The following is an 11,815-nucleotide window of genomic DNA, read 5'->3' on the forward strand; positions in this document are numbered from 1 at the left end:
CCCGGACCTCATCCCTTCCCCGCGAGGGAACACTTCGCGCCCTTAAAACCCCGGCATAAGGGCACGAAGTGTTCCCTCGCGGGGAGGCGATCTCGTACTACGCTCTAAACATGCTGATCGTCACCACCAACGAAGTCCCCGGGCACCGCATCGACGCCGTCTTCGGCGAGGTGATGGGCCTGACCGTCCGCTCCCGCGACATCGGATCCCAGATGCTCGCCGGGTTCCGTTCCCTCGGCGGCGGTGAGCTGCCGGAGATGACCAAGGCCCTCTACGAGAGCCGCCAGGAGGTCATGGGCCGCATGGTCAACGAGGCCCAGCAGCGCGGCGCCAACGCGATCGTCGCCATGCGCTTCGACACCTCCGAGATGGGCGGCAACTGGACCGAGGTCTGCGCCTACGGCACGGCCGTCTACATCATCCCGCTCAAGGAGGGCGAAGAGGGCGCCACCGGCCAGTCCACCTACCTCACCCAGCAGGGCCAGCAGCCGAACAACCAGCCCGGCAACACCCAGCTGTGAGCGCCACGCCGCGCCTGATCCTCGCATCCCAGTCTCCGGCCCGGGCAAAGCTGCTCGGCGAGGCAGGGATCCGTTTCGAGACGATCGTGTCCCACGTGGATGAGGACGCGGTCACCGCGGCGGCAGGGTCTCCGACGCCGTCCGAGACCGCCTTGCTGCTGGCCAAGGCGAAGGCCGAGGTGGTCGCTGCGCTCCCCGGCGCCCAGGGTGCTTTCGTGCTGGGTTGCGATTCGGTCTTCGAGTTCGACGGCGAGGCCCACGGCAAGCCGTACGAACCCGCCGTCGCCATCGAGCGCATCACCCGCATGAGCGGCCGCGAAGGCGTGCTGCACACCGGCCACTGGCTCATCAGCCCCTCACCGGACACCCACGACGGCGCCACGACGCTCGCCTGCGCGGGCCTCGGTGAGGTGAACAGCGCAACGGTCCGCTTTGCCGAGCTGTCCGCGGAAGAGATCCGGGCCTACGTCGCCACGGGAGAGCCGCTCCACTGCGCGGGTTCTTTCACGATCGACGGACTGGGAGGGGCCTTCGTGGAGTCCGTCAGCGGTGATCCTCACACCGTGGTGGGGCTGTCCGTCTCCACCGTCCGCAGACTGCTGGCAGACTGTGACGAAAACATCACCTCCTTCTGGGGATCGTGAGCCTGATTTTGTAGACCTCCTACAAAGGATGGCGGGTTCACGCGCGGAATTCGCCAGTAATCTCAGGGGAACTCGCCAAGAGGTACTAAGGTCGATCTGAGTTGCCAATTTCAAGGAGTTCCCTGCCATGACTCAGCTGAGCAAGGTGCTGATCGCCAACCGTGGCGAGATCGCAGTCCGCGTCATTCGAGCCGCCCGCGACGAGGGCATCCAGTCCGTCGCCGTTTACGCCGATCCGGACCGTGACGCCCTGCACGTCAAGCTCGCCGACGAGGCGTACGCGCTGGGCGGGAACACCGCCGCCGAGTCCTATCTGGTGATCGACAAACTCCTGGACGTGGCCCGCCGCGCCGGGGCGGACGCGGTCCACCCGGGTTATGGGTTCCTGGCTGAGAACGCCGAGTTCGCAGCCCGCGTGATCGACGCCGGACTGACCTGGATCGGCCCCTCCCCCGAGGCCATCGACGCCCTGGGTGACAAGGCCAAGGCCAAGCAGATCGCGCTGCGGGCCGGGGCACCGCTGGCCCCGGGCCTCAAGGACCCGGTGAAGGACGCGGACGAGATCATCGCCTTCGCTCAGGAGAGTGGTCTCCCGGTGGCCATCAAGGCCGTCTTCGGCGGCGGCGGACGCGGTCTGAAGGTCGCCCGCACGCTGGAAGAGATCCCGGAGCTCTACGAGTCCGCCGTGCGCGAGGCCGTGACCGCCTTCGGCCGTGGCGAATGCCTGGTGGAAAAGTTCCTGGACTCCCCCCGCCACGTCGAGACCCAGTGCCTCGCGGACGCCCACGGCAACGTCGTGGTCGTCTCCACCCGCGATTGCTCGCTGCAGCGCCGCAACCAGAAGCTCGTGGAGGAGGCCCCCGCCCCCTTCCTCAGCGAAGAGCAGAACCGCCGCCTCTACGAGTCCTCCAAGGCCATCCTGAAGGAGGCCGGATACCAGGGCGCCGGAACCTGCGAGTTCCTGGTGGGCCAGGACGGCACCATCAGCTTCCTCGAGGTCAACACGCGCCTCCAGGTGGAGCACTGCGTCTCCGAGGAGGTCACCGGCCTGGACCTGGTGCGCGAGCAGTTCCGTCTCGCCCGCGGCGAGGAGCTCGGTTACGACGACCCCGAGGTCCGCGGACACTCCTTCGAGTTCCGGATCAACGGCGAGGACGCCGGCCGCAACTTCATGCCCGCTCCGGGCACCGTGGAGACCCTGCAGTACCCCACCGGACCTGGCGTCCGGGTCGATTCCGGCATCCAGGCCGGCGAAGTCATCAGCGGGAATTTCGACTCCATGCTGGCCAAGCTGATCGTGACCGGTTCGAGCCGCAAGCAGGCACTGGAACGCTCCCGCCGCGCTCTGGCCGAGCTCGAGATCACGGGCATGCCGACTGTGACCCCCTTCCACCGCGCCGTGGTCTCGGACCCCGCCTTCGCCCCCGAAGAGGGTCCTTTCCAGGTCCACACCCGCTGGATTGAGACCGCGTTCGTCAATGACATTGCACCGTTCGCGGGACTCCCCGGAGCCGAGGACGACGTCGAGCCGCGCCAGAACGTCGTCGTCGAGGTGGGCGGGAAGCGCCTCGAGGTCAGCCTGCCGGCGTCGTTCGCCTCCTTCTCCGCCGCTCCGGCCAAGAACGGCAAGACCCGCAAAGCCAAGAAGAGCCCGCGCGGCTCGGCAACGGGAGGCGTGGCCGGCGGCGACGACCTGACCTCTCCGATGCAGGGCACCATCGTGAAGGTGGCAGTCGCCGACGGAGACGTGGTCGCCGAGGGTGATCTGGTGGTCGTGCTGGAGGCCATGAAGATGGAACAGCCCCTCACCGCTCACAAGGCCGGCACGATCACCGGTCTGAGCGCGCAGCCGGGCGAGACGGTGTCCGCGGGAGCCGTGCTCGCCACGATCGCCGACTGACAGCGAGCGCTGACACGACAGAAGAACGGCCCGGCCCACTGGAGTGGGGCCGGGCCGTTCTTCTGTCTCCGGAGCCGTCAGGACCTGTTCAGGTGACGCCGGTTGAGCTCGTCGAGTTCCTCATCACTGAGCTCGTCAATGGCGCGAGCGTCCTCGCGGTCCGTGCGGTGGAAACGAACCATCATGAGGATGATGAGCGGCAGATCCACGATCTCCGCGACGAACCACAGGAGATCTCCGGCGAGCTGCTGGTCCCGCAGTGGGGCGGGGAACCAGGGAAGCGCCCCGGGGCCGAGCGCGGTCACTCCATCCAGCACGGTGCCGGACAGCCTGAGCAGAATCCCCGGGACCGCGTCGGCCAGCAATTCGATGAACACGTAGATGAACGCGACGACCATGACGGCGCTGCTCGCACCGCCCTCTTCCCCCTCGATGGCGGGGAGGACCATGAGCAATCCGACGAGCGGGGCCAGAACGGTCAGCAGCAAGGTCGCCACGGGATCGCTGCGGAGAAGATGCAGCCCCGGGCCCAGGAGGGAGGCGAAGACCGCCAGCCCGAGCAGTGGTGCGACCACGGGATGTGAGAGGAAACGCACGGCCCGGCTGCCCATGAAGGCGTTCACCCGGCGTCGGCCCCGGTCCCCCAGGCCTTCCCGGGCCAACGCCAGAGGGCGGCCCGCGCCGATCAACAGCGGCACGACGAAGATGTACCCGGTCAATTGGATGATGAAGACCCAGCGCAGCTGTGGCCCGTAGACGCCCGGGAAGCCGCACGCCAGATAGAGGAACGTCAGGCAGCCCAGCAGAAACGCGACGGTGCGCAAGGGCCGCCAGCCGCTGCCCGCGCGATGCAAGGCTCTCAGGCCCCGCAGATACAGGACCAGGGCGACGGCGGAAAGCAGCAGTGCGGGCACGTTCAGTCCCCAGGCGGTGACAAGCGTGCTGAACGGTGGCATGGCTCAGGTGGGACCTTCCTCGGCGGCCCCACCCCCAGGGCCGGAATGTTCTCCGAGTGACATTCCAGCTTAGACCCGAAAGGCCGGGCCCAGGCACAGCACCCGCAGGTGTCAGCGCCCGGCCCGGCCTCTGCGTCTGAGACGGAGACGGTCGGGACCGTCAGGCGACGTTGTTCTCGAAATCCGTATTCGCCGTTTCACGGGTCAGGAGCAAGGCGACCAGCGTCAGCACAGCGGCCAGGGCCAGATAGAGGCCCACCATCCACGTGCTGCCGTGTCCGGCCTGCCAGAGGGCGATGGCGACGAACGAAGCGGGAGCCGCACCGATCACGCTGGAGAGGTTGTAAGCCACCGCGGAGCCCGTGTAGCGGACATTGGAGGGGAACAGCTCCGGAAGATAGGCCGCCATCGGGCCGAAGGTGAGCCCCATCAGGGTGAAGCCGATGATCAGACCCACCATGGCCGCACCGGCACCGGGCCCGAACATGAGCGTCCAGGCCAGGCCGAAGACGAGGATTCCCGAGGTGACCCACAAGAGGAACTTGCGGCGCCCGTACTTCTCGGCCAATGGCCCGGAGACCACCGTGAAGATGCCGAAGAACACGACACCGAGGATGAGCATCCACTGGAACAGGGTCTTGTCGACGCCCAGCCCCGGAACGAAGGCCGCAGGGTCGAAGGACTTACCGGCCTTGGTGGCAGCGGCGGCTGCCTTGGCGGCCGTATCCGGAGCCGTTCCGTAGGTGAGGGTGAAGCTGGTCATCAGGTAGAACAGCACATAGGTGGCCAGCATGATGAAGGTGCCTGCGAGCACGGGCCTCCAGTGGTACTTGAAGGTGTCCACCAGGGGAACCCGTGCCACCTTGTCCTCGGCCAGGACCTTCTGGAACGACAGTGATTCCTCCAGCTTCAGACGGACGTACAGGCCGACGGCCACGATCACGGCCGAGAGGATGAACGGCACGCGCCAGCCGAAGTCGAGGAACTGCTGCGGGGTCAGCCAGGTCTGCAGGGCGACGAAGATCAGATTCGACAGGATGAAGCCGATGGGGGCGCCCAGCTGCGGGAACGTTCCCCAGATGGCCCGCTTGCCCGCGGGTGCGTTCTCCGTGGCCAGCAGCGCGGCACCGGACCATTCCCCGCCCAGGGCGATTCCCTGGGCGAAACGGAGAATGACCAGCGCCAGCGGGGCGAGGACCATCCAGCCGCCCGCTGCGGGTGGGAGGAAACCGATGAGGAAGGTCGCGATGCCCATGGTCAGCAGCGAGGCGACCAGGGTGCCCTTGCGGCCCAGACGGTCACCGAAGTGGCCGAAGAGGACTGAACCGATGGGACGCGCCACGAAGGCCACGCCGAAAATCGCGAACGCACTCAGGATCGCATTGATGTCCGTGGCGTTCGGGAAGAACAGCTTGGGGAACACCAGGACGGAGGCCGTCGCGTAGGCGTAGAAGTCGTAGAACTCGATGGTGGTGCCGATGAGGCTTGCGAAGATGACCCGGCCTCGCGTGTTCGCGGCTGGCGCCGCGTTCGGAGACCCCGTACTGGCAGGTGTGGTTGACATGGTCCGGCTTTCCTTGCAGATGTCCTGTGCCGTCGACCGGCGCCCCCGGGCCGGTCAGATGGTATGTTCGGGCGTTCATGGTAACCACCGGAGTCCACCCTATGGACAATCATGTCCAAAATATGGAACTCCGTTCATGAGACCGCTCAGTGGCCGGCCGCTTCGGCAAGCAACCCGGCCAGACGCCCCGGCATGGAGAACTGCGGCCAGTGGCCCGAACCCAGCTTCACGACCTCGAGCGACACGATCGCCTCCGCCTCCGCGGCGAACGGCCCCCAGTTCCTCAAGGCTTCCCGCAGTTCGGTCGCGTCCATGCCGGCGGAAAGCACGGTGACAGGCACGCGATGACGTGCGGTTCCGGAGAGCTCGATCGGCGAGGAAGGCACCAGGGCCGGGACGCTGAGGGTCCGCGCCGCCTCGCGGACCTTCACCTCGGCGGGAATGTCCTCGACCTCCTCGGCGTCGAAGAACTCCCAGCCGGGGAACGGGATCACCCCGTCCACCACGTCGAAGTCATTGATGCTCGCGCCGGGAGGCGGAGGCACCGAGTCCACGAAGATGACCCTCGCCACCTTGTCTGGACGGGCTTCCGCGGCACCCCAGACGACGTTCCCGCCGCCGCTGTGACCCACCAGGACCACAGGTCCGGCGAATTCGTCGAGCTTCGCCACCACGGCCGCGACCCAATCGGTGATCGTGACGCCAGCGGACTCCGGTGCGGGGACCCCCAGACCGGGCAGGGCCACGGTATGGGGGCGGTGTCCGGCGGAGACGAGCCCCGGCAGTACGGCGTCCCACGATGAGGCATCCAGCCAGAGTCCGGGAATGAGAAGGAGATCCATGGGCCCAGACTACGCCGGGCCTCAGACGCTATTCGAGGCATCCACCGGCACCCGGGCCACCGTCTCCACGAGACGGCTGCGGCGTCGCTACTGGTGCACGTGCAGCCGGCGGGCGGCCTCGCCGATCGACCCTGTGAGCGAGGGGAACACCGTGAAGGTCGCGGCGACGTCGTCCACGTGCAGCTTCTTGGTCACCGCGAGCGCGATGGGGAAGATCAGCTCGGAGGCGTTGGGGCCCACCACGACCCCGCCGATCACGGTGCCCGAGCCCTTGCGGGAGATGATCTTGACGAAACCGTCCTTGGAGTTGCGCATCTTGGCGCGCGGGTTCGCCTTCAGCGGCAGCAGCACCACGTCGCCCTGGTAGCGACCGGTGGCCAGGTCCTTCTCCGAGACGCCCACGGAGGCGATCTCCGGGGACGTGAAGATGTTCGAGGCCACTTCATTGAGCTTGAGCGGCTTCACGCCGTCGCCCATGATGTGCGCGACGGCGATTCGTCCCTGCATGGCGGCGACCGATGCGAGGGCGAAGACGCCGGTGCAGTCGCCCGCCGCGTAGATGTTGGGGGCGGTGGTCCGGGAGACGCCGTCGACCTTGATATGCCCCGAGTCGGTCAGTGCGACACCGGCATTCTCCAGGCCGATGCCCTCGGTGTTCGGGATGGACCCGACGCACATCAGGCAGTGGCTTCCGGTGACCTTGCTGCCGTCGCCCAGGGTGACGATCACGCCGTCGTCCGTACGTTCCACCTTCTCGGCGCGGGAACGGGAGAGCACGCGAACGCCGCGGCGTTCGAAGACCTCTTCCAGAACGTCGGCGGCGTCGCTGTCCTCGCCCGGCAACACCTGATCACGGCTCGAGATCAACGTGACCTTGGAGCCCAGACCGTTGTAGGCGGAGGCGAACTCGGCGCCGGTGACGCCCGAGCCCACCACGATGAGCTCTTCCGGCAGGGTCGTGAGGTTGTAGAGCTGGGTCCAGTTGAGGATGCGCTCACCGTCCGGCTTGGCGCTCGGCAGTTCGCGAGGATGGGCACCCACGGCCAGGATGATGGCGTCCGCGTCCACGGTGCGGATCGAGCCCGACTTCGTGGTGACCTTGATGGTGCGGCCGTCCTGCAGCACGCCCTCTCCGATCAGGACCTTGACCCCGGCGTCCTCCAGGCTGTGCCGGATGTCCTCGGACTGCTCCTGCGCGAGCTCCATGACACGGCGGTCGATGTGTTCCAGATCCGCGACCATGGTGGGTGCACCGGAGTCGACCTCGAAGCGGACCCCCAGGGAATGCGCTTCGGAGACCCGCGCCATGAGGTCCGCCGTGGCGATGAGCGTCTTGGACGGCACCACATCGGTCAGGACCGCAGCACCACCGAGGCCCTTGCGCTCGATGACGGTGACCTTGGCACCCAGGGAGGCGGCCACCGCGGCGGCCTCGTAACCACCGGGACCACCGCCCAGGACGGCGATACGGGGCGCGGCGAAATCAGGATGGGTGCTCACGTCCCCCATTCTGTCGTATGACGGCACACCGCGGCCAGCCGCGGCACCGTCACACGGGCGGCGGGAGCCCGAAAGTGACGGACGCCACGCCCCGGGGCCCTCCGGGCTCCTGCTGGGCAAGAACGCGGCGCTACGAGTACGGTTTTCCCGTGACTACCTTGGACTTGAACACGATGGACCCCTTCGAGGCCGCGAAGCTCGCCGCAGAGCACATCGCGCGCGAAACGGGGATCGAGCAGCACGACGTCGCCCTGGTGCTGGGCTCCGGTTGGGGCGGCGCAGCCGATCTGATCGGCGAGACCACCCACACCCTCGACGCGGCGACCGTGCCCGGCTTCCACGCCCCCGCCGTCGTGGGCCACACCGGCACCATCCGCTCCGTGCTCACGAAGGACGGCAAGCGGGCCCTGGTCCTCGGAGCCCGCACGCACTTCTACGAGCGCAAGGGCGTCCGCGCCGTTGCGCACGGCGTCCGCACCGCCGCGGCCGCCGGTTGCAAGACCCTGGTGCTGACCAACGGCTGCGGTGGTCTCAACGAGAACTGGAAGCCGGGCACACCCGTCCTGATCAGCGACCACATCAATCTCACGGCCGCCTCCCCGCTGGAGGGCGCCACCTTCGTGGACCTCACGGACCTGTACTCCTCCCGCATCCGCGGCCTCGCCCGCGAAGTGGATCCGAGCCTGGACGAAGGCGTCTACGCCCAGTTCACCGGGCCGCACTACGAGACCCCCGCCGAAGTTCAGATGGCCAAGATCGTCGGCGCCAGCCTCGTGGGCATGTCCACCGCGCTGGAGGCCATCGCCGGCCGTCAGGCAGGCATGGAGGTCTTCGGCATCTCCCTGGTCACCAACCTCGCCGCCGGGATCAGCCCGGAACCCCTCAGCCACGCCGAGGTGCTGGAAGCCGGCCAGGCGGCCGGGCCGCGCATCTCCGCGCTGCTCGCCGAGATCATCGGCAAGCTCTGAACCATGACGGCAAACAGCACGGCGCACGACGACGCATCCGTACCCCCGCTGTCCGCTGAACTTGCGCGTCAGGCGCGGGCCTGGGCGGCCGGCGACCCCGATCAGGCCACGGCCGCGCGACTCCTGGAACTCCTGGACGAGGCGGAGCGTGGATCCGCCGAGGCGCGTGCCGAAGTGCAGGACGCCTTCTCCGGGACGCTCCAGTTCGGCACCGCGGGACTCCGCGCCGCACTCGGCCCGGGCCCCATGCGCATGAACCGTGTGGTGGTGCGCCGTGCCGCCGCAGGCTTCGCCGCTTTCCTCAGCGAAGCCCTCGGACAGGGCAGCCGCCCGCGCGTCGTCGTCGGCTTCGACGCCCGGCACAACTCCGACGTGTTCGCGCGCGACTCGGCGGCGGTGTTCACCGCGGCCGGCCTCGAGGTCTTCCTCATGCCGTCCGCGCTGCCCACTCCCCTGCTGGCCTACGCTGTGCGGGCGCTGAACGCGGACGGCGGCGTCATGGTGACCGCGAGCCACAACCCGCCCCAGGACAACGGCTACAAGGTGTATCTCGGAGGCCGGGCCGTCCCCGAGGGCGCCCGCGGCTCACAGATCGTGGAGCCGTACGATGCCAGGATCGCTGCGGCCATCGCCGCTGTCGGTCCCTCCGAGGACATCGTGCTGGCCGAGGCCGGCTGGGAGGTCCTCCCGGAAACGATCGAGGCCGAGTACCGCAATGCCGTGGTCGCACTCGCACAGCCCGGCCGCTTCCCGGCCCGTGAACTGGACATCGTGCTGACACCGATGCACGGGGTCGGCGGCCGGACCACCGAGGCGGTCCTCCGGGAGGCCGGTTTCGGCCAGGTCACACAGGTGTCCGAGCAGGCACAGCCGGATCCGGACTTCCCCACGGTCAGCTTCCCCAACCCGGAGGAGCCGGGAGCGCTGGACCTCGCACTCGCCCTCGCCGCCGAGCGCGGGGCAGACCTCGTCCTGGCCAACGACCCCGACGCCGACCGGGCCGCCGTGGCCGCGTTCGATCCCTCCGCGGCCGAAGGCGCGGGCGGCTGGCGGATGCTGCGCGGCGACGAGGTGGGCGCCCTGCTGGGCGCCCACATGGTGCGTCGGCTCGACGGCGATACCAGCGGCCTGTTCGCGAACTCGATCGTCTCTTCCCGGCTCCTCGCCCGGATCGCCTCCTCTGCGGGATACCGCCACCAGGAGACCCTGACAGGGTTCAAGTGGATCTCACGCGTGCCGGGGCTCGTCTACGGCTACGAGGAGGCCCTGGGCTACTGTGTGGCACCGGAATTGGCCAGGGACAAGGACGGGATCTCAGCCGCCCTGCTGCTTGCCGAGCTCGCCGCCGACGCGAAGGCCCACGGCCGCACGCTGTTCGATCTCCTGGACGGGCTGGCCCTTGAACACGGCCTGCACGCCAGTGATCAGTTGAGCGTCCGCGTCGCCGATCTGGCCCTGCTCGGCACCATGATGGCCGGGCTGCGTGCCACGCCGCCACAGCTGCTGGGCGAATCCGCCATCGTGGCCGCCGTCGATCTGGCGGAGGGCAGTGACGAGCTTCCCGGCACTGACGGTCTGAAGTACCTCAGCGAAGACGGCACCCGGGTGATCGTGCGGCCCAGTGGCACCGAGCCCAAGCTCAAGTGCTATCTGGAGGTCGTCGTCCCGGTCGCGGGCGCCGAAGCACTTCCCGAGGCCAAGCAGGAGGCACGACGCCGCCTGGATTCCGTGCTGGGGGGCCTGCACGGCGCATTGAACATCACCACACCCGAATCCCACAACGACTGACGAGGAGCTCAGCACACCATGAGCGCGAACATCGCTTCCTACATCGACCACACCCTGTTGAAGCCGGATGCCGGCCGGGAGGACGTCCTGCGGATCTGCGCGGAGGCCGTCGAGTACGGTTTCAAGTCGGTCTGCGTGAACCCTGTCTGGGTGAAGACCGCGGTCCAGGCGCTCAAGGGCACGCCGGTGCTGTGCTGCGCCGTGGTCGGATTCCCCCTGGGGGCCACGCCCACCGACGTGAAGGTCTTCGAGGCCCAGGGCGCCGTGGAGGACGGGGCGGAAGAGATCGACATGGTCATCAACATCGCCGCCGCCAAGGCCGGGGAGTCCGAGGCTCTCGTCACGGATATCGCCGCGGTGGCCGCCGCAGTGCACGAGGGTGAGGCGCTGTTGAAGGTCATCATCGAGACCGCGCTGCTCAGTGACGAGCAGAAGGTCCTGGCCTGCCAGGCGTCCGTGGAGGCCGGTGCCGACTTCGTCAAGACCTCCACAGGGTTCAACGGCGGGGGTGCGACGGTTGAGGATGTGAAGCTCATGCGGGCCACGGTCGGGCCCGAGCTGGGCGTCAAGGCCTCCGGCGGCGTGCGGTCCCTGGCCGACGCACAGGCTATGATTGCTGCTGGTGCCACCCGTATCGGGGCCAGTTCCGGCATCGCGATCGTCAAGGGCGAACAGGGTCAGAGCGACTACTGAGAACCCGTCCGCTCCTCGCGGAGGTCCATCGCGTCCGGTGGCCTCCTGCGGACGACGAAGGACGCCGTGAGGCGTAGAGACAAAGAAAGTTGGGAGACCATGTCCCGTCCGATCGGCAAAGAGAACAACACCGTGCAGTCCCTGGTGCTGTTCATCATCTGCTTCGCGCTCTTCTGTGGCGCGGTGTACTCGCTGTCCTTCCTGAGCCTGGACAACGCCTGGCCGGCCGCCATCACCCTGGTCCTCTTCGCCCTCGCGTTCGCGATCCCGCAGCACGTGCTGGGCCGCTCGGACACCCTTGCCGAGCTGGAGCGCGTGAAGCAGGAGAACAAGTAGTCCCCAGCGGCTCCCAGACATCGACGAAGGCCCCCGGAGGTTCGACCTCCGGGGGCCTTCGTCGTTTCCCCGCCTCGGCGCCCTCGCCCTTCCACGAGTCGCC

The 11,815-nt window shown here is 68.1% G+C and carries 11 protein-coding genes; 7 read left to right on the forward strand and 4 right to left on the reverse strand.

What is annotated here, in order from left to right; genetic code table 11:
• Nucleotides 1-110: 110 nt before the first annotated feature.
• The 3 genes from ACIPXZ_RS08140 (at nucleotide 111) to ACIPXZ_RS08150 (ending at nucleotide 3,065) form a co-directional block, all read left to right on the forward strand.
• On the forward strand, nucleotides 111-521 hold the full coding sequence (locus ACIPXZ_RS08140) for a YbjQ family protein (RefSeq protein ID WP_400592191.1): 411 nt from the start codon (nucleotides 111-113) through the stop codon (nucleotides 519-521).
• Nucleotides 518-1,165 carry a Maf family protein gene (locus ACIPXZ_RS08145; protein WP_400592193.1) on the forward strand — a complete coding sequence of 216 codons (648 nt, stop codon included), beginning with the start codon at nucleotides 518-520 and terminating at the stop codon, nucleotides 1,163-1,165. The genes ACIPXZ_RS08140 and ACIPXZ_RS08145 overlap by 4 nt, the downstream gene beginning before the upstream one ends.
• 127 nt (nucleotides 1,166-1,292) lie before the next feature.
• Nucleotides 1,293-3,065: an acetyl/propionyl/methylcrotonyl-CoA carboxylase subunit alpha gene (locus ACIPXZ_RS08150; protein WP_400592196.1), complete on the forward strand. Its 1,773-nt coding sequence runs from the start codon at nucleotides 1,293-1,295 to the stop codon at nucleotides 3,063-3,065.
• Nucleotides 3,066-3,142: 77 nt separating this feature from the next.
• Here the strand turns inward: ACIPXZ_RS08150 and ACIPXZ_RS08155 are convergent, their stop codons facing one another.
• The 4 genes from ACIPXZ_RS08155 to ACIPXZ_RS08170 form a co-directional block, all read right to left on the reverse strand.
• A complete protein-coding gene (locus ACIPXZ_RS08155) occupies nucleotides 3,143-4,021 on the reverse strand; it encodes a cytochrome c oxidase assembly protein (RefSeq protein WP_400592198.1) in 879 nt (292 codons plus the stop codon).
• 160 nt (nucleotides 4,022-4,181) lie between these two features.
• Nucleotides 4,182-5,585: an MFS transporter gene (locus ACIPXZ_RS08160; RefSeq protein ID WP_400592201.1), complete on the reverse strand. Its 1,404-nt coding sequence runs from the start codon at nucleotides 5,583-5,585 to the stop codon at nucleotides 4,182-4,184.
• A gap of 146 nt (nucleotides 5,586-5,731) precedes the next feature.
• Complete coding sequence (locus ACIPXZ_RS08165) at nucleotides 5,732-6,427, reverse strand: alpha/beta fold hydrolase (RefSeq protein ID WP_400592204.1); 696 nt, start codon at nucleotides 6,425-6,427, stop codon at nucleotides 5,732-5,734.
• Between the two features lie 87 nt (nucleotides 6,428-6,514).
• Nucleotides 6,515-7,927 (reverse strand): NAD(P)H-quinone dehydrogenase, encoded by a 1,413-nt coding sequence (locus ACIPXZ_RS08170; RefSeq protein ID WP_400592206.1) that lies wholly within the window; start codon nucleotides 7,925-7,927, stop codon nucleotides 6,515-6,517.
• A 173-nt stretch (nucleotides 7,928-8,100) separates the two neighbouring features.
• Here ACIPXZ_RS08170 and ACIPXZ_RS08175 point away from each other — a divergent pair, with 173 nt between their 5' ends.
• The 4 genes from ACIPXZ_RS08175 (at nucleotide 8,101) to ACIPXZ_RS08190 (ending at nucleotide 11,712) form a co-directional block, all read left to right on the forward strand.
• Complete coding sequence (locus tag ACIPXZ_RS08175; protein WP_400592725.1) at nucleotides 8,101-8,895, forward strand: purine-nucleoside phosphorylase; 795 nt, start codon at nucleotides 8,101-8,103, stop codon at nucleotides 8,893-8,895.
• A 3-nt stretch (nucleotides 8,896-8,898) separates the two neighbouring features.
• Nucleotides 8,899-10,683 carry a phospho-sugar mutase gene (locus ACIPXZ_RS08180; protein ID WP_400592209.1) on the forward strand — a complete coding sequence of 595 codons (1,785 nt, stop codon included), beginning with the start codon at nucleotides 8,899-8,901 and terminating at the stop codon, nucleotides 10,681-10,683.
• Nucleotides 10,684-10,701: 18 nt separating this feature from the next.
• On the forward strand, nucleotides 10,702-11,376 hold the full coding sequence (gene deoC, locus ACIPXZ_RS08185; protein WP_400592212.1) for a deoxyribose-phosphate aldolase: 675 nt from the start codon (nucleotides 10,702-10,704) through the stop codon (nucleotides 11,374-11,376).
• A gap of 99 nt (nucleotides 11,377-11,475) precedes the next feature.
• Nucleotides 11,476-11,712 carry a hypothetical protein gene (locus ACIPXZ_RS08190; protein ID WP_400592214.1) on the forward strand — a complete coding sequence of 79 codons (237 nt, stop codon included), beginning with the start codon at nucleotides 11,476-11,478 and terminating at the stop codon, nucleotides 11,710-11,712.
• The last annotated feature ends 103 nt before the right edge of the window (nucleotides 11,713-11,815 follow it).

Source organism: Arthrobacter sp. NPDC090010, from assembly GCF_044748305.1.
Taxonomy (GTDB): Bacteria; Actinomycetota; Actinomycetes; order Actinomycetales; family Micrococcaceae; genus Arthrobacter_E.

Bases quoted from the DNA above. Each gene is read 5' to 3' on its own strand.
- ACIPXZ_RS08140 (WP_400592191.1), top strand. From the start codon at position 111: ATGCTGATCGTCACCACCAACGAAGTCCCCGGGCACCGCATCGACGCC.
- ACIPXZ_RS08150 (WP_400592196.1), top strand. From the start codon at position 1,293: ATGACTCAGCTGAGCAAGGTGCTGATCGCCAACCGTGGCGAGATCGCA.
- ACIPXZ_RS08155 (WP_400592198.1), bottom strand. From the start codon at position 4,021: ATGCCACCGTTCAGCACGCTTGTCACCGCCTGGGGACTGAACGTGCCC.
- ACIPXZ_RS08160 (WP_400592201.1), bottom strand. From the start codon at position 5,585: ATGTCAACCACACCTGCCAGTACGGGGTCTCCGAACGCGGCGCCAGCC.
- ACIPXZ_RS08165 (WP_400592204.1), bottom strand. From the start codon at position 6,427: ATGGATCTCCTTCTCATTCCCGGACTCTGGCTGGATGCCTCATCGTGG.
- ACIPXZ_RS08175 (WP_400592725.1), top strand. From the start codon at position 8,101: ATGGACCCCTTCGAGGCCGCGAAGCTCGCCGCAGAGCACATCGCGCGC.
- ACIPXZ_RS08180 (WP_400592209.1), top strand. From the start codon at position 8,899: ATGACGGCAAACAGCACGGCGCACGACGACGCATCCGTACCCCCGCTG.
- deoC (WP_400592212.1), top strand. From the start codon at position 10,702: ATGAGCGCGAACATCGCTTCCTACATCGACCACACCCTGTTGAAGCCG.
- ACIPXZ_RS08190 (WP_400592214.1), top strand. From the start codon at position 11,476: ATGTCCCGTCCGATCGGCAAAGAGAACAACACCGTGCAGTCCCTGGTG.